Below are 17513 nucleotides of genomic sequence, written 5' to 3'. Positions count from 1 at the left end.
GCAACATGGACCGCTCGTCACACCTTCGGCAACGGGCCGATCTTCACGGGAGCCAGTCGGTACTAGCAGCCCATCGATCGACACCGCTCGCCCGACGCGGGCGCGTGATCGTTGCACTCGACCAGCGCCCGCACCAACGCCCAGTCATCGTCGTCGCAGAAATCGAGCAGCATCGCACCACACGTCCCACGTTGCGCACGCAACCGCTCGGCGAGCCGTGCCTGAATCCCCTGCACCCGGCCGTCGCCGCGCGCGACCACCGACGGATTCGCACCCATCCCCGTCCCGCTGCAGAAATTGATCGCCCAGCGGCCGCTCTCCGGCGACGGCATGCCGCTCAGCAGCGCATCGATCACCCGCCACTTGTAGTGGATCGACCCGGCGACGGGCACACGGTACTCGTCCTGAATCACGAACGCCGCATCGGGATGATCGATCGTGAAAGTCGCGTTGTCGGGCCACGCGGTCAGGTCGATGCCCAGCGGCCGGCGACTGCGGAACCGCCGCAACAGCATCACCGTGCCGCGCACGTCGCCGAGCGCCGGCAGCGCGCCGCCCGCATGCCAGCGCAGTCGCGGGTGACGTGCGCAATGCGCATCGAACGTCGCATCGAAACCGCGCGTGCACGCATGCGCGGGCCATTCGTCCTTCACCGACATCACGATGCATTCGCGCGGATGCGCATCGAGAAAGCGCGTGCAGTCCGCGAGCACGTCGTCGAACGACATGCCGAGCGCGATCCCGCCGTGATGAATGTCGAACGCATCGCACCGGTGCCGGCAGCGGATGTCGAGCAGCCGCACGCCGTGCGCGAGTTGCGCCGCGAGCGGCGCGCGCTGCGTGCGTACGAGCGGATCGTCGACCGTATACGCACAGGTGTCATGGCTGCCCGGTAGGGTCAGCGTATGCAGCGGCCGCGCGTCGTCGAGTGCCGACATCCAGTCGGCCAGCGGCGTGGAGGCTTCGTGTCGCGAAGGGATCATGAATCGATGACTAACAAGGAAAGAAAGACGTGGGTGACCGCGTCGGATGTCGCCGTGCGGGCCGGCGTGTCGCGCTCCGCGGTGTCGCGCGCGTTCTCGCCGACGGCGAGCATCGCGCCCGAAACGCGCGAACGCGTGATGGTAGCCGCGCGTGCGCTCGGCTACCAGGTCAACCTGATCGCGCGCGACATGATCACGCAGCGCAGCAGCATGATTGGCGTCGTGACGGCCGGGTTCGAGAATCCGTTCCGCGCGCGGCTGCTGTCGGACCTGATGGCCGCGCTCGGGCAGCGCGCGTTCACGCCGCTCGTGACCAACGCGGATGACCCGCATCAGGTCCTGCAATCGCTCGAACGGCTGCTCAGCTACCGGATCGCGGGCCTCGTGATGACGTCCGCGTCGCCGCCGCTGTCGGTCGCACGACAGTATCTCGACCACCGGATCCCCGTCGTGATGATCAACCGCGAAGCGAACCTGCCGGGCGCGGATGTCGTCGTCAGCGACAACGCGGCGGGTGCCGCCCATGCCGCGCAACGACTCGTGCAGGCCGGCGCGCGCCGGCTCGCATTCGTCGGGCCGCGCACCGCGAGCTACAGCGCACGCGCGCGCGCGGACGCGTTCGAGCAGGCGCTGCAACGCGGCGACGCGTTCGATGCGACGCTCGTACGCGTCATCGATACGCGCACCGACACGCATGCATGCGGCATCGATGCCGCGCGGCAACTGTTCGCGTCCGGCGAGCGCCCGGACGGCGTGTTCTGCTCGTCCGACCTGCTCGCGCTCGGCGTGATCGACGCCGCCCGCGGCACATTCGGCCTGCGCATGCCCGACGACCTGCGCGTGATCGGCTTCGACGACATCCCCGCCGCCGAATACGACGCCTATCGGCTCACGACGCTGCGCCAGGATACGCAAGGCCTCGCGCACGCGGCCATCGACCTGCTCGCCGACCGGATCCAGACCTTCGACGGCGCCTCGCGCACGCGCGTCGTGCCGGTTACGCACGTGGTGCGGCATAGCTGCGCGTAACGCGTCGCGTCACTTCAGCCCGCCGGCGAAGCCGCGCAGCAGGTAACGCTGCACGTACCCGGCGACAGCAAGCGTCGGCAGCGACGCCAGCAGCCCCGCGCTCATCAGGTCGCCCCAGTCGATGCCGTTCTCCGTCACGTAGCCGGCAATCGCGAGCGGCAGCGTGAAGCGGCTCGGCGTCGACACGAACAGCAGCGCGATCAGGAACTCGTTCCATGCGGCGATGAACACGAAGATCGCGGTAGCGATCAGCCCCGGCGCGCACAGCGGCAGCACGATCTGCACGAGCCGCCGTGCGCGACCCGCGCCGTCGATGCACGCGGCCTCCTCGTATTCGACCGGCACGTCGCGCACGAACGCGAGCAGCATCCAGATCGCCATCGGCAGCGCATAGATCTGATAGGCGAGCATCAGCCCGAACGTCGAATCGAGCAGATGCAGCCGTTTCGCGAGCGCGAACAGCGGCACGGCGATCGTGATCGGCGGCATCAGCTTCAATGCCAGCACGAGCATCAGGAACAGCACATCCAGCCGCGCCGGAAACCGCAGCCGCACGAGCGCGTAGGCGGCCGGAAACGCGAGCGTCAGCGCGAGCAGCGTCGTGCCGAATCCGACCAGCAGCGAATTGGCGAGCGGCGCGCCGATACCGTTCGACCACACCGACGCGAAATGCTCGAGCGTCGGCGCGACCGGCCAGATTCGCAGCGGATGATCGAGGCGCTCGAGCGTCGGCATGAACGCCGCGCCTGCCATCCACAGACACGGCAGCAGCAACAGCGCGAGCGCGACGACGCGCAGCACCCACGGCACGGCGCGACCGAATGCGGCACCCGCTCGCGCGTGCGCGATGCCCGCGGATCGCGCCGTCATGCGCGCCGCTTGCGAACCGTCTGCCATACGTACCCCGAAACCAGCAGCGCGGACGCCGCGAGCATCAGCACCGACGCGGCACTCGCCGGCCCGACGTTGAAGAAGCGGAAGCCCGTGTCGTAGATGTAGGTCGACAGCGTCTGCGTCGCGTTGCCGGGGCCGCCGCCCGTCAGCGCATAGACCTTGTCGAACAGCTTGAACGTGTCGATCGAGCGCAGCAGCAGCGCGAGGCCGATCTGCGGCGCCGCGAGCGGCAGCGTGACGTCGCGCAGGCACTGCCATTCGCTCGCGCCGTCGGTGCGCGCGGCTTCGTACAGTTCCTGCGGGATCGATTGCAGCCCGGCCAGCACGATCAGGAACGCCATCGGCGTCCACTGCCACACGTCGACGAGCGCGAGCGACCACAGTGCGAGATGCGGATCGGACAGCCAGCGCACGCCTTCGATGCCGAACGCGGCGAGCAGCGCGTTCAGGAAGCCGTCGAAATTGAGCCAGTTGCGCCAGATCGCCGAGCACACGAGCGTGGACAGCATCATCGGCAGGATCGCGAGCGGCAGCGCGAGGCGCCGCCCCGGGAACGCGCGCACGAACAGCAGCGCGAGGCCGAAGCCGAGCGCGACCTCGACGAGCGACGCCGCGATCGTGAAGCGCAGCGTGTTGCCGAAGCCGGCCGCGAACGCGTCGTCGCCGAGCACCGCGCGATAGTTCGCGAGCCCGATGAACGCGCGCCGGCCGGCCGCATAGTCGACCCGGCAGAACGAGTCGATCAGCACCTGCGCGACCGGGTACAGCGCGAGCGCGGCCAGCACCAGCAGCGCGGGCCCGAGCAGCGCGACGAACGGCAGGCTGCGGCCGAGAGCTTTCATGCGCGGATTCCGGGCGATGCGTGGCGGGCCGTCACTTGCCGGCCACGGCCATCGCCTGCGCGATCTTCTGCTGCGCCTGGCGCAGCGCGGCGTCGGGGGCGGCCTGTCCGGTCAGCGCGAGCTGCAGCTGGTCGCCGAGAATGCTCTCGACCTGCTGCCAGTCCTTCACGCGCGGCCGCGCACGGCCTGCCTCGAGCGCCTTCAGCTGATCGGGATACCAGCGGTACTGGCGCACCAGCGCCGGATCGGTGAACACGCTGCGGCGCGTCGGCGGAATGCCGATTCCGGCGAGGCGCGTTTGCGTGTCGCGCGAGCTCAGGTAGGTCAGGAAATCCTGCGCGAGCTTTGCATGCGGCGCATCCTTCGGAATGCCCATCTGCCAGATGCCGAGCATCGGTGCCGGGCCGGCCGTCTGTCCGGGCGGCGGCTGCAGCGCGATCTGCCCGACCACGCGCGACTGCTTCGGATCGTCGAGCGCCGGAATCCACGCCGGCCACACCTCGATCGACTGCGCGGCCGTGCCACGCTGCAGCGCGTCGCGCACTTCGGCGGCGCCGTACACGTCGACGTCCTTCGGCGCGGAGGCCTTCAGCGCGAGGAACGTCTTCAGCGCGGCCTGCGATTCGCGCGAATCGATCGTCACGTTGCCGGCACGGTCGAACACGTCGCCGCCGTAGGCCCACAGGATCGGCAGGAAACCCGTCACGACCGGATTGCCCTTGGTACCGCGGAACACGACGCCCGACACGCTCTTGTCCGCGCCGCCGACGGTCTGCGCGATCTTCAGCACGTCGTCCCAGTTGCGCGGCGGCTGCAGCTTGTACTTCGCGAGCAGATCCTTCCGGTAAGCGAACATCTCGACGTTGCCGACGATCGGCAGCGCGTACAGCGCGCCCGCCGCGTTGCGGCCGAGCGCGACCGCGGACGGCACGAGATCGGCATCGGCAAGCGACGCCGGCAGCGGCTTCAGCCAGCCGTTGCCGATGAATTCGGGCGCCCACGTGTCGTCCATCATCACGAGGTCGTACGTGCCGGTGCCTTCGCGCATCGACAGTTTCAGCTTCTGGTACAGGTTCGCGTTCGGCAGCTTGAGCAGCTCGATGTCGGTGCCCGGATGCAGCTTCGTGAAGCCGGCGACGGCGTCGGCCAGGCCCTTGCCGTAGATATCGTCGCGGCCCGCGATGACGAGATCCGCCGCGAAGGCGTGCGAGGCGGCAAGGGACAGCGCAACGGCGGCGGACAGCGCGCGCAGGCGGCTCAGCAGGGTCATGAGGTCTCTCTCGATCGACGTGGTGGCGGGTCGGCCTCGCGTTGCACACGTGTGCAACGCGGGCGACGCTTCGGGCAGCCTGAAGCGAACGCCATTGTTCACGTCGATCGTTAAGAATTTGTGGCACGCGGCGGAACCGGCCGCCATCGCCGCCGGCCGCCCCGCGCGTGTCAGCCCGCGTGCGCCGTCAGAAGTTCACCCGAATCCCGGCCATCACCGCGAGTTGCCGGCTCGAATTGCTGTTCGCGAGCACCGGGATCTGCGCGTAGTTCACCGCATTGCCGTTCGCGTCGGTGCCGAGCCCCGTGCCGCTCGCGATCTGGCCGATCGCGACCGCATACAGCGCCGTGCGCTTCGACAGGCTGTAGTTCGTGCCGACGTTCACCTGGTGGAAGCGCGTCGTGCCGCGCCCGTCGGTGTGTGCCGCATTGAAGATGTACGCGACGCCGCCCTGCAGCGCGGGCGTGAACATGTACGTAACGTTCAGCTCGCCGATATCGAACGTGAACGCTTGCGTGCGCGGCTGCGCGTCGGTCGAGAAGTAGCGGCTGTCACCGAGCCGCGTGTGCGTGTAGGTCAGCGCGACCGTCGCCGCGCCGAGCGTCACCGAGCCGCCCGCGCCGAACGCGCGCATCGAGCCGGCGTCCTGCAGCAGGCAATACATCGCGCCCGGGTTGCTGCACGCGAAGTCGCCGATATAGCCGCTCGCGCCGCCGAGTGCCGCATCGAGCGGCTGGTGCAGGTCGAGATAGCCGACCGAGAACGCGACCGGCGCACGGGTATAGGTCGCCGCAACCGAATAGCCGCGCTTCGCGGAAAAGTCGCCGGCCTGCCCGCCGAAGCTGAACGTGCCGCCGAACGTCAGGCCGTTGAAGTCCGCGCTGGTGAATTTCACCGCGTTGTTGAAGTTGAACGCGGCGTTGAGGTTGTCGACGTCACCGAGGTGCGAGCCGTACGGCGTCGCCCAGTTGTTGCTCGATACATAGGCGCCGAGCATGTCCGTGTACGAGTCGTACTGCCGGCCGAGGCCGAGCGTGCCGATCGCATCCTGGCGCAGTCCGACCCATGCCTGCCGGCTGAACGCGGTGCCGCCCTGCAGCGCCTGCCCGTTCGCGGACAGGAACTGCTGCTCGAGCGAAAACACCGCGCTGAGCCCGCCGCCGAGCGGCTCGGCGCCCTGAAATCCGAAGCGGGACGGCACGAGGTTGCCGCCGCCCATCTGCCATGCATGGCCGCCGCCCGTGCTGCCGTCGGCGCGCGTGAACTGCTGGTTCGTCGAATAGATGATGCCGGTGTCCACCGTGCCGTACAGCGTCACGCTGCCGGAGGTCTGCGCGTGTGCATGCATGCAACCCAGCGTGGCCGCGACCGCGGCCAGTCTTCGTCCGATCTTCATGTCCCGCCCCTCTGATGTCATCGATTCGCAGTGCAAACCGATCGTGTTGTCGATATGGGTGGCAGGACTGTATCCAGCGAAAATTCGGGACCCCTATCCCAAATCAGCAAATGGTGAAGCGAACGGGCGACACGCGACGGCACTCGGCTGCACCGTCCCGGTGCGAAGACGTCATTCGGGGCGCAAGGTTTGCGACGGCAGCTCGCCGAACAGGTCGCGATACTCGCGCGCGAAATAGCCGAGATGCGTGAAGCCCCAGCTCGCGGCGGCCTCGCCGACGCCGAGCTGCTGCGCGGACGTCGTGCGCAGCAGGCGCCGCACCGCGTTCAGCCGGATGGTGCGCAGATAGCCGACGGGCGTGACGTCGGCGACGCGCTGGAAGCTCGTCTGCAGCGTGCGGCGGCTGCAGCGCAGCGCCCGGCACAGCTCGAGCACGGTGACAGGTTCCTCGGGCCGGTCGCGCAGATGCTTCTCGCAACGGCTGACGATATCGCTGTAGGTGGCGTGCGTGATGTCGCGGCGCTCGACGCCGATGCCCTGCTCGAGCGCATCGAGGAACATGCCGAGCATCGCGTCGCGGAACATCTTGCGGGTGGCCGCGTATTCGAGGCAGCCGGGGTTGCGCTGCGCATCGTCGATCAGCGACGACAGCCGCGCGCCGAGCGCGACGCCTTGCGCGTCCGACAGCCGCGTGACGTGCCGCAGCTTGCGCGCGCCGGCCGCGCCGAACTCGGCCTCGCAGAGTTCGTCGACCATGTCCGACGCGGCGCTGATCCCGACCAGCCCCATCCCTTCCGGCGTATGGAATTCGAAATCCTCGCCGGCGCGCAGCGCGAGCAGCGCATAGCCGTCGATCGGCTGGCCCTGGAACGTGCCGGCGAGCGGCACCGACAACGGCACCGCGAGCGACGTGCGCCCGGCCGGCGAGAGACCGGTTTGCGCGACACGCCGGTTGGTCGTCTCGCGGAAGAAATGGAAGTCGTCGTACAGCACCTGCGTGACGGTGCCCCTGAACCGGCCCGGCGTCATCTGGCGGTAGACCTGATGCCAACCCGCGATCGCGAGTCCGTGGTCGTGCACGTCTTCGTGTGAGCGTGACTGGAACAGCATCGGCATCTCCGGTAAAACCCTGATTCCACGTTGCGGCCGCACGGCGCGCAGCGGCACAGCTTACCCCCGCAAAATTCCGCGCAGTGCGGTTTCGAATGCAAGACAGGCCGCCGACAGCGCGGCGGCCTGCTCGCCGGTCACGCGGACATAGCGGCGAAACGCCGGCATCCGGTTCACGACCTCGCTGCCGCCGAACGGCACGACGGCGAGCGTCCAGCGCCCGTCGCACGCGTCGATCGTGCAGTCGGTCAGGTGCAGCGGGCGGAGCGCGTCGGCAAGTGACGAATCGGCGACGAGCGCGGCCACCATCCGCACGAATCCGGGGTCGCATCCCGGCACGGGTTCGGCCGCGACGCCGGTGCGCCGCAGCCAGCCGGTCTGCAGCACGCGTGCATGGCCCTGCCCGGCCGGACCGTCTGCGTTGATCGACACCTGCACGCTGACCGTATGCATCAGGAACTGACGGTCGACGCATTCGGCGATGTTCACGCGCACGCCGTTCGGCAACCAGGCCGTCGCGTCACCAGCCCCGCCGTCCACTTCGCGTACCGCACCGAGGTCGGCCAGCACGCGCGCGGCGATCGTGCCGGGCCGGTGGCCGGGCGGCGGTGCATCGGGCGCCGCGCGCCACCGGGCGAATGCGAGCCTCACGATGCGACGTGCTCGTTGCGCAGCACTTCTTCCACCGGCACCGGCTTGAACGGATGCCGGCGCTGCACGACGACCGTCCAGAACAGCGCATAGAGCGCGGTGAGCCCGAGCATCGCGCCGAACGGCACGTAGATGTCGCGCGCGTTCATGCCGGGCGGCGTGATGTACCAGATCGCGAGCACGATGCCGACGCTCGATACGATCTGCGGCAGCGGAAACAGCGGCGAACGGTACGGGCGCGGCAGATCCGGACGGCGGATGCGCAGCATCACGACCGACGCGGTGACGAGCAGGTACGCGGTGCCCCATGCGCAGGTCGCGGCGAGCACGAGGTGCATGATGCTGTCGAGATTGCCGTTGATCAGCCATGCATGGAAGATCGGCACGACCGCCGCCGCGACGATGCCGACCACCGGCGTCTTGAAGCGCGGATGCAGGTACGCGAAGCAGCGCGGCAGCGCGCCGTCGATCGCCATTCCGTACAGGATGCGCGGCAGCCCGGCCATCAGCGTGTTGATCGTCGCGGCGCCCGCGCACAGGAACGCGATGCCGAACCAGACGCGGCCGAAGGGCCCAAGCACCTGCAGCGCGAACGCGGGAATCGCGCCCGGCGTGTCGAGCAGGTGCGTGAGGCCGTCCGGGCTCACCGGCACGTTCGCGACCTGGCGGCGGATCGCCGCGCCGTACAGGAACATGCAGATCGCGACGCCGACGAGGCCAAGCGCCATCGCGCGCGGAATCGTCCGGCCCGGCGCCTTCATTTCCGGCGCGAGCGGCGTGACGAACTCGCAGCCGACGAACATGAACATCGCCATCCCGACCAGCGACAGCACGGCCGGCACCGACGTGCCGACTTCCGAGCCGCCGAACCAGCCGTCGAGATGCACGGCCGGCGCGGCCGCGAGGCCGAGGATCCCGAAGATCATCAGCGACAGCCACATGCCGGCCGTCAGCACGATCTCGAGCTTGCTGAACACCTTGATGCCGATGATGTTGGTGATCGCGAACGTGACCACGAGGGCGACGCCGACGAGCCACGAACTGTTGTGCTTCTCGAACGCGGCGTTCAGCGATTCGAAGTTCACGAGCGCCATGATGCCGCTCAGGATCGTCTCCGCCGTGCCGGCGAACACGTGCACGAGGAAATACGCGGAAATCGTGCCGGTGATCGCCCAGAAGCGGCCGAGCCCGCACGACAGGTAATCGTAAACCGAGCCGGCCGTCGGCAGCATCGCGGCGGCTTCGGAGAACGTCGTCGCCTGCGCCTGCATCATCACGAACGCGATGATCATCGCGACCGCGAACGCCCAGCCGCCCATCCCGAAGCCCGATGTCGCGGTGAGAATCACCGGGCTCGCCATGATGAGGCCGACGGCACTCGCCAGCGCGGTCGGAAAACCGACCGCGCCCGCCTTCAGCACCGTGCCGCCGCCCGTTTCAGCCGACGCACCGGCGGGCGTATCGCCCGCGGCGCCGGTCACTCCAGACCATCCGGACATCCTTGTCTCCTTCCTTTGTCGGCCGGCGCCGGCGCCGCGGCGCCCGCTCCGTTCCGTGCTTCGCGGTCGGCCCGGGACGGCGCTTCAGCGCGTCGGCACCCGGGCCCCTGTCGATCCAATCCTGATCCGATGTCGAAAAAATACGCAGGCAAAATAATCCGGTCATAGCGCAAATCGGCAAACCGGCGGTGGCGAGCGGGTTATCCCGCCCTCCACCGCCGGTTCGGTGTCACGCGCTTACGGCATCACGGCGTGTCGGCCTCACGCGAACGGCACGGCCTCGAAGCCCGCCGCGAGCGCGTCGACGATCCGGTCGAGTTGCTCGCGCTGGATGACGAGCGGCGGCGACAGGATGATCTTCGTGCCGACCGGACGCACCAGCACGCCGTGCTCGCGCGCCACTTCCGCGACCGCGTTCGCGTAGCCGGACAGCGGGTCGATCGGCTCGCGGGTCTGCTTGTCCGCAACGAGATCGAGCGCGAGCATCAGCCCCTTGCCACGCACCTCGCCGACCGCCGCGAAACGCTGCGGGAACGACTGCAGCGCCTCGAGCAGATATGCGCCCTGCTTCGCCGCGTTCGCCGGGAGGTCTTCCTTCACGATGATGTCGAGGCTCGCGATCGCGGCCGCGCATGCAACCGGGTGCCCGGCGTACGTGTAGCCGTGCATGATCGCGCCGCCGAAGTCCGCGTTCGCGGCGAATGCGTCCTCGATCCGCGCGTTCACGGCCGTCGCGCCGAGCGGCACGTAGCCGGACGAGATCCCCTTCGCGAGACACATGATGTCCGGGCGCACGCCCCAGCCGCGGCTGCCGAACATACTGCCGCTGCGGCCGAAGCCGGTCACGACTTCGTCGGCGATCAGCAGTACGCCGTAGCGGTCGCACACCTCGCGCACGAGCGGCCAGTAGTTGGCCGGCGGCACGATCACGCCGCCCGCGCCCTGCACCGGCTCGGCGATGAACGCGGCCACCGTGTCGGGGCTCTGGAACTGGATCTCGCGCTCCAGCATTTCCGCGCAGATCCGGCCGAGTTCCTCCGGATCCTGCGTGAACGGGTTGCGGTACAGCCACGGCGTCTCGACGTGGAAGCAGCCGGGCAGGTTCGGCTCGTAGTTGCGGCGGAACACCGTGTTGCCGTTCACCGACGCGCCGCCGAAGTGCGTGCCGTGATAGCCCTGCTTCAGCGAGATGAACTTGGTGCGGTCGGCCTGGCCACGCACCTTCCAGTACTGGCGCGCGATCTTCAGCGCGGTCTCGATCGAGTCGGAGCCGCCCGAGCTGTACAGCACGCGACGCATCCCTTCCGGCTCGAGCATGTCGATCAGCTTCTTCGACAGCTCTTCCGCGCGCGGATGCGAGATGCCGTCGAACAGCTGGAAGTATTCGAGCTCGTCGAGCTGGCGCACGATCGCGTCCTTCACTTCCTGGCGGTTGTGCCCGACGTTCACGTTCCACAGGCCGGCGACGCCGTCGACCAGTTGCTTGCCGGTTTCGTCGAACACGTAGCAGCCGTCGCCGCGCACGATGCGGATCGGCTTGCGCCGTTTCATTTCGTTCGGGTGCAGCATCGGGTGCCAGAACTTCGCTTCGTTGTAGCTCATTGCAGTCTCCACTTTCGGATCGGTTGAACCTGGATCGCGGGCGATCGAGGTTGTCGGGGTGTTCGTCGTTGGCGCAGCGTGTCAGTGCGCGATGCAGACGGATTTGGTTTCGGTGAAGCCTTCGATCGCGTACTGGCCGAACTCGCGGCCGATGCCCGATTGCTTGTAGCCGCCGAACGGCATCGACGGATCGAGCGGAATGTGACAGTTCACCCACACGGTGCCGGCCTCGATCTGCGGCACGAGGTTCATCACGCGCTTCAGGTCGTTGCTCCAGATGCTCGCGGCGAGGCCGTACGGCGACGCATTGGCGAGTCGCACGGCGTCGGCCGCATCGTCGAACGGCACGACGACGATCACCGGGCCGAACACTTCGTCGCGCACGATCGCGCTGTCCGGATGCGGATCGGCGATCACGGCCGGCTTCACGTAGTAGCCAGGCAGGTCGTCGGCCGGCGTGCCGCCCGCGAGGAACGTGAGACCCGCGCGGCGCGCGCCTTCGATGTGCTGGACGACCTTGTCGCGATGGTACGCGGAGACGAGCGGGTTGATCTGCGCGGTGGTGTCGAGGCCCGCGCCGAGCTTCATCGACTGCGCGACGCCCGCGAGGCCGTCCGCGAGCCGCGCGAACTTGCTGCGATGCACGTAGATGCGCGACGCGGCCGCGCACACCTGCCCCTGGTTGAAGAACGCGCCGGCGGCGACGCCGTCGAGCGCCTGCGCGACGTCGACGTCGTCGAGCATCACGATCGGGTTCTTGCCGCCGAGTTCGAGCGAGAAGCGCGTCATGTTCTGCACGGCCGCCGCGCCGACCAGCTTGCCGGTCGCGGTCGAACCCGTGAACGAGATCTTTGCGATCGACGGGTGGCTCGACAGCGCGGCGCCGCACGTGCGGCCGCCGGTGACGACGTTGAACACGCCGGGCGGCACGCCGGCTTCACGGGCGAGTTCGGCGAGGCGCAGCGCGGTGAGCGGCGTTTCCGGCGACGGCTTCAGCACGATCGTGCAGCCGGCCGCGAGCGCCGGAATCAGCTTCCACACCGCGATCATCAGCGGGAAATTCCACGGCACGATCGCGGCGACCACGCCGACGGGCTCCTTGCGCGTATAGGCCGTATAGCGCGCGCCGGGCGGGAACGGGATCGACACGTCGAGCGTCTGGCCGGTGATCTTGGTGGCCCAGCCGGCCATGTAGCGCACGTATTCGACGCTCGCGCCGACCTCGATCGCGCGCGACACGTGGATCGACTTGCCCTGGTTCAGCGTTTCGAGTTGCGCGAGCGTTTCGGCGTCGGCTTCGATCAGGTCGGCGAGCTTCAGCAGGATGCGCTCGCGGTCCGCCGGGCGCAGCCCGCTCCACACGCGGGTGTCGAAGGCGTGCTTCGCGCTCGCGACTGCGCGGTCGACGTCGTGCGCGTCGGCATCCGCGACCGTCGCGAGGCGCTCACCCGTCGCCGGGTCGTACACGTCGAGCCGCGCGGCCGCGTGCGCGGGCTGCATGGCGCCGTCGATGAAAAGGCCGAAGTCGCGTGCGACGAAGGTGCGCACGGTGTCGCTGACGGCGACGAAGTTCGTGGTGCTCATGGGTGTCTCGATGTTTGTCATGGCTGGGCCGCGTGCGCTCGGGCATGCGGGCGTCGAACCACTGTATCGACGGGGAATCGCGCCCGGTGAGCGCAAATTGGCAGCGCGTTGGGGGATCGAAACGCGGGTGACGCGGGAACGTGGAATGGCGGCGTGCGAACGCCGCGCTATCGTCGGATGAATGGCGCGGCGTGAATGCGGGTGCGGGTGCGGGAAAATTTACAGGAACAACGCACCCACCAGCTCCGTGCGGTTCGACACGCCGAGCTTCCGGTACATGCGCATCAGATGCGTCTTGATGGTCGGCTGGCCAAGCGCGAGATCGCGTGCGATCTCCTTGTTCGAGCGGCCGTCGCGCACGAGGCGCGCGATCTGCTCCTCGCGGTAGGTCAGCCGCTCTTCGCAGCCGATCCGGTGAATCCCCCGCCGCACGCGCAGCAGCGGACCCAGCGCGGCTTCGGCGACCGGCTGAAGCCGTGCCAACGCGTCGATCTCGCCCGGCGCGAACCGGCCCGCCGTGCTGTTGCCGTCCGCGTCGCCTTTTCCGAAACGCAGCAGCGAAAACGCGCCGACCGTCCGGCCCGCGTCGTCGCGCAGCCAGATCTCGACGACATCGGCGACATCGTGCCGCCGCAGGAAACGGGTCCAGTACGCGGACGCATCGCGTCGTTCATCAGGCAATTGGGACGCGAGCGTCACGACCGCGCGGTCGCCCGCCGCGCAGCGCGACGGGTGCAGCGGATCGAGCATCCGGTAGCGCGCGATGTAGGTGCGATGCATCGCCTCCGGCATCCCGAACAGCTCGAAATCGGCCGGCTCGCCGCTCACGTCGAGCCGGTAGAACACGATCGCGGACGGGCTCGCGAACGCGTCGAACGCGTCGACGCACGCGCGCAGCGCGCGCTGCCAGTCGGCGGCTTCGTGATCGGCGGGAACGGATGAGGTCGGCATGAGGGGAGCGGCCGGCGGCCGAACGCGTCGAAGTTCGGGCCAGCCTACCGGCGCCGAAATGGGCCGGTGAGCACAAATCGGCAATTCGTCCGCGGGTGGTGGATGACGGGCGTGCCGTGTCTCGACGACGGAATCGGCGACGGGAAATCATGCGCCGTGAGCCGTGCAATCGAAAACGGACGTCGAAGGCGGCGCGAAACATCGCGCGCATCGATCAAGCGCGATCGGAACGATCAGCGGTGTTTCCGGAGCGGCCGCGCGTGCGGCCTCGACGCGGAGGCGCGGCAGCGTGTGCGCCCCGCCCTGTCAGTCAGGGTCCGTGTCAGTGCGCGTTCGCGGCGAACGTATCGCAGACGCTGACTTCACCCGACTCCAGCCCGCGCCGCAGCCAGTACACGCGCTGCTCGCTGGTGCCGTGCGTGAAGCTCTCCGGCACGACGTAGCCCTGGCCTTGCTGCTGCAGCCGGTCGTCGCCGATCGCGGCCGCCGCCTTCAACCCCTGCTCGAAATCGCCGGGCTCCATCAGCCGCTGGTTCGCGCGCTGCGCATTGTTCGCCCAGACACCGGCGAAGCAGTCGGCCTGCAGTTCCATCCGCACCGACAGCGCGTTCGAGCGCGCTTCGCTCGAACGCCGGCGCGCGGCATCGACCTTGTCGGAAATGCCGAGCAGGTTCTGCACATGATGGCCGACTTCGTGCGCGATCACGTAGGCCTGCGCGAAATCGCCGCCCGCGCCGAACCGCTTGCGCAGTTCGTCGTAGAAGCCGAGATCGATGTACACGTTGCGGTCGCCCGGACAGTAGAACGGCCCCATCGCGGTCTGGCCGGTGCCGCACGCGGTCGGCGTCGAGTTCGTGAACATCACGAGCTTCGGCGGCTCGTACTGCGCATGCAGCTGGGTATTGAAGACGCCCGTCCACGTGCGTTCGATATTGCCGAGCACCTTGCGCGTGAACACCGCGCCGGGGTCATTCGCCGGCGCACCCTGGTGCTGCGTGGGCGCGGGCTGCGCCTGCTGCTGCCGGCCCTGCAGCGCCGACGCGCCTTCGAGCACGACGCGCGGGTCGATCCCGAAGAAATACGATGCGGCCAGCGCGACCACGATCGTGCCGATGCCGATCGTCGCGCGCCCGCCGCCGAAACCGCCGCCACCGCGTCGATCCTCGACGTTCACGCTTTCTCTTTCGTCGTCCAGCCTCATTGCCGGCCCCTCCCTGTTCTTGTCGATGGTCCGGCCGCGCGATGCGCGACCGGGCGATCAGCCACCGCGACATGCGCCATCGGCAGACGCGATGCATCCGTATCGGGCGCACGCGCACGCCGATCGTGCTGCCTGCCGCTCCGCTTGCACGACGGAATCGGCCGGCCGGCGCGCCACGCACCGGTGCGCGGGCTCGCCCGCGCTATTTTGCCGGGCTTTTGCGACATATCTCAAAAATACGGAGGATAGAGCGATTCGGCGCCGAACATCGTCAGTCTTTGCAAAATGGCCGCGACCGTGCCGGTGGCGCCGGGCGCCGACCTCGACCGTCCGGCCGGTTCGCGTTCATCCTTTCGGCGGATACCGGCGTGCATCGGCGCCGCCTAAAGTGACCGGAGACGACACCCTTCCGGAGAACGACATGACGCACCCGCAACCCCGTACGATCGCGATCACCGGCGCAGGCACCGGCATCGGCGCTGCGTGCGCGCGCCGCTTCGCCGCCCGCGGCGACCGCATCGCGCTGATCGGCCGGCGCCGGGCGCCGCTCGACGCACTCGCCGCCGAGACGGGCGGCCTCGCGCTCGCCGGCGACGCCGCGAGCACGACCGACTGGGCCCGCTTCCTGCCGGAGATCGCCGAGCGGTTCGGCCCCGTCGATGCGCTCGTCGCGTGCGCGGGCGGCCGCGGTCTCGGCCGCGCGGACGAAACCGACGACGCACAGTGGCGCGATGCGATGCATGCGAACCTCGACACGGCGTTCGTCAGCGCACGCGCGTGCGTGCCCGACCTGATCGCGCAGCGCGGCAGCATCGTGCTGGTCGCGTCGATCGCCGCGCTCGCGGCCGGACCCGGCGTATGCGGCTATACGGTCGGCAAGCATGCGCTGCTCGGGCTCGCGCGTTCGCTTGCCCGTGACTACGGGCCGCACGGCGTGCGTGCGAACGCGGTATGCCCGGGCTGGGTCCGCACGCCAATGGCCGATGCGGAAATGGAGCCGCTGATGTCCGCGTACGGCGACACGCTCGACGGCGCGTATGCGCGCGTGAGCGCCGACGTCCCGCTGCGGCGCGCGGCCGATCCGGACGAGATCGCGGCCGTGTGCGCATTCCTGGCCTCGCCCGACGCGTCGTTCGTGACCGGCGCGACGCTCGTCGCCGACGGCGGCGCGATGGTCGTCGATGTGCCCACGCTCGCGTTCGACAAGCTTTGATGCACGGGGATACGCCGCCCGCACGATCCATCGTCGATGCACGGGGACGCGCCGCCCGCGTGCGCATCGTCACGGGCAGCCGCGCTTGCCCTCGGGCGCGATCGCCCGTCCCCTCGCCCGGCGGTATGCGGTCGAGGTATTGCCGGTCGAGGCGTGATGGAAGGCGGCGCGTGCGCAGACAATAAAGGACATGACCCGCACGTGGGCCCGTTACCCGCCTGCGCCGCTCGCCGTCATCGCAGGCAGCCCAGCCCCGTCAGCGCCTCCTCCACCGCCGTATCGAGCGGCGTCGCCGGCTCGCGGCCGAGCACCGCCGTCACCCGCGCGTTATCCATCCGGAGCGGCTCGCGCCACAGATAGCGCATCTCGAGCATCTCGCGCATCGTCGTGACGAACGGCGCCGCGACCCACACGAGCCACCACGGGAATCGCCGCACCGTCGGCCGCATCCCGTGCCGTTGCGCGACGCGGCGCACGGCCTGCGCCATCTGCGTGCCGTCGTCGTCCCAGTGCCCGCCGAAGTGGAAGCGCGCGAACGGCTCCAGCGTGTCGCGTCGCTCGACCAGCTCGACCATCGTGCGCGCGACGTCCGGCAGGTACGCCCACTGATGGCCGACGCCCGGCCGGCCCGGCACGCTGATGGCCGCGACGGGTCGCCCGGCCTTGACGAGCCCCTGCCCGAACCAGTTGTTGCCCGCGTGCGCCCCGAAGAAATCGCCGGCCCGCACGATGATCGTCCGGACGCCCTGCGCGGTCGCGGCCTGCAACCGCCGCTCCATCTCGACGCGGATCGTGCCCTTGCGCGTCACCGGATGCTGCGGTGCCTCTTCGCGCAACACCGGAAACGCGTCGGGTCCGTAGTTGTAGACCGTCCCCGGCAGCACGACGGTCGCCTGCGCCACCGTCGCCGCCGCGATCGTGTTGTCGAGCATCGGCAGCACCTGCGTCGACCAGTTCCGGTACCCGGGCGGGTTCACCGCATGCACGATCACGCCGCAGCCGCGCGCCGCGCGAACCACCGCCTCGCGGTCGAGCGCGTCGCCGCGCATCCACGCGATCCCGTCGCGCTCCACCGTCTCGGCGTCGAGCCCGCGCTTGAGCGCGCGTACCTGCCAGCCGGCAGCGCGCAACTGACGCGCGACCTCGCCGCCGATGCCTCCGCTCGCGCCGAGCACGAGTGCCTGTCGTTGCGTTCCGCCTGCGTTCGCCGTCATTGCCGTTCTCCGTGAATGAACCGTTGTCAGCACGCATTCTGGCGCGAGGCCGCCTAACAAGGAATTGCCGAACC

The 17513-nt window shown here is 69.1% G+C and carries 15 protein-coding genes; 2 read left to right on the top strand and 13 right to left on the bottom strand.

The window, feature by feature from the left end; translation table 11 throughout:
- Positions 1–62: 62 nt before the first annotated feature.
- Positions 63–983: a phosphatidylinositol-specific phospholipase C gene (locus DIE23_RS00490; RefSeq protein ID WP_185646361.1), complete on the bottom strand. Its 921-nt coding sequence runs from the start codon at positions 981–983 to the stop codon at positions 63–65.
- A gap of 6 nt (positions 984–989) precedes the next feature.
- Here DIE23_RS00490 and DIE23_RS00485 point away from each other — a divergent pair, with 6 nt between their 5' ends.
- Complete coding sequence (locus DIE23_RS00485) at positions 990–2012, top strand: LacI family DNA-binding transcriptional regulator (protein ID WP_124610302.1); 1023 nt, start codon at positions 990–992, stop codon at positions 2010–2012.
- 9 nt (positions 2013–2021) lie between these two features.
- Here DIE23_RS00485 and DIE23_RS00480 read toward each other — a convergent pair whose 3' ends face one another.
- From DIE23_RS00480 to DIE23_RS00430, 11 genes are all read right to left on the bottom strand, one after another.
- Positions 2022–2882 carry a carbohydrate ABC transporter permease gene (locus DIE23_RS00480; RefSeq protein ID WP_124610301.1) on the bottom strand — a complete coding sequence of 287 codons (861 nt, stop codon included), beginning with the start codon at positions 2880–2882 and terminating at the stop codon, positions 2022–2024.
- Entirely contained in the window at positions 2879–3748 is an 870-nt protein-coding gene (locus DIE23_RS00475) for a carbohydrate ABC transporter permease (RefSeq protein ID WP_124610300.1), read from the bottom strand. Before DIE23_RS00475 ends, DIE23_RS00480 begins: the two co-directional genes overlap by 4 nt.
- A 31-nt stretch (positions 3749–3779) precedes the next feature.
- A complete protein-coding gene (locus DIE23_RS00470; RefSeq protein ID WP_124610299.1) occupies positions 3780–5018 on the bottom strand; it encodes an ABC transporter substrate-binding protein in 1239 nt (412 codons plus the stop codon).
- 187 nt (positions 5019–5205) lie between these two features.
- The gene (locus tag DIE23_RS00465; protein WP_124610298.1) at positions 5206–6414 is read right to left on the bottom strand and encodes a porin; all 1209 of its coding nucleotides are present in this window, start codon (positions 6412–6414) and stop codon (positions 5206–5208) included.
- Positions 6415–6585: 171 nt separating this feature from the next.
- A complete protein-coding gene (locus DIE23_RS00460; protein ID WP_124610297.1) occupies positions 6586–7524 on the bottom strand; it encodes a helix-turn-helix domain-containing protein in 939 nt (312 codons plus the stop codon).
- Between the two features lie 60 nt (positions 7525–7584).
- The gene (locus tag DIE23_RS00455) at positions 7585–8175 is read right to left on the bottom strand and encodes a DUF3156 family protein (RefSeq protein WP_124610296.1); all 591 of its coding nucleotides are present in this window, start codon (positions 8173–8175) and stop codon (positions 7585–7587) included.
- Entirely contained in the window at positions 8172–9674 is a 1503-nt protein-coding gene (locus DIE23_RS00450; RefSeq protein ID WP_124610295.1) for an APC family permease, read from the bottom strand. Before DIE23_RS00450 ends, DIE23_RS00455 begins: the two co-directional genes overlap by 4 nt.
- 261 nt (positions 9675–9935) lie before the next feature.
- The gene (locus DIE23_RS00445; protein WP_124610294.1) at positions 9936–11276 is read right to left on the bottom strand and encodes an aspartate aminotransferase family protein; all 1341 of its coding nucleotides are present in this window, start codon (positions 11274–11276) and stop codon (positions 9936–9938) included.
- An 81-nt stretch (positions 11277–11357) separates the two neighbouring features.
- Entirely contained in the window at positions 11358–12860 is a 1503-nt protein-coding gene (locus tag DIE23_RS00440) for an aldehyde dehydrogenase family protein (RefSeq protein ID WP_124610293.1), read from the bottom strand.
- A gap of 219 nt (positions 12861–13079) precedes the next feature.
- A complete protein-coding gene (locus DIE23_RS00435) occupies positions 13080–13811 on the bottom strand; it encodes a helix-turn-helix transcriptional regulator (RefSeq protein WP_124610292.1) in 732 nt (243 codons plus the stop codon).
- Positions 13812–14133: 322 nt separating this feature from the next.
- Positions 14134–15012: a neutral zinc metallopeptidase gene (locus tag DIE23_RS00430; RefSeq protein ID WP_124610291.1), complete on the bottom strand. Its 879-nt coding sequence runs from the start codon at positions 15010–15012 to the stop codon at positions 14134–14136.
- Positions 15013–15433: 421 nt separating this feature from the next.
- Here DIE23_RS00430 and DIE23_RS00425 point away from each other — a divergent pair, with 421 nt between their 5' ends.
- Positions 15434–16225, top strand: coding sequence for an SDR family NAD(P)-dependent oxidoreductase (locus DIE23_RS00425; protein ID WP_124610290.1), 792 nt, complete (start codon positions 15434–15436; stop codon positions 16223–16225).
- A 233-nt stretch (positions 16226–16458) separates the two neighbouring features.
- On the opposite strand, the gene DIE23_RS00420 is transcribed toward DIE23_RS00425, so the two are convergent.
- Positions 16459–17439: an NAD-dependent epimerase/dehydratase family protein gene (locus tag DIE23_RS00420; RefSeq protein ID WP_124610289.1), complete on the bottom strand. Its 981-nt coding sequence runs from the start codon at positions 17437–17439 to the stop codon at positions 16459–16461.
- Positions 17440–17513 lie beyond the last annotated feature (74 nt).

Source organism: Burkholderia sp. Bp9143, assembly GCF_003853645.1.
Taxonomy (GTDB): domain Bacteria; phylum Pseudomonadota; class Gammaproteobacteria; order Burkholderiales; family Burkholderiaceae; genus Burkholderia.
Note: the sequence above shows the minus strand (reverse complement) of the source record. Positions and strands in the feature narration are given on the sequence as shown.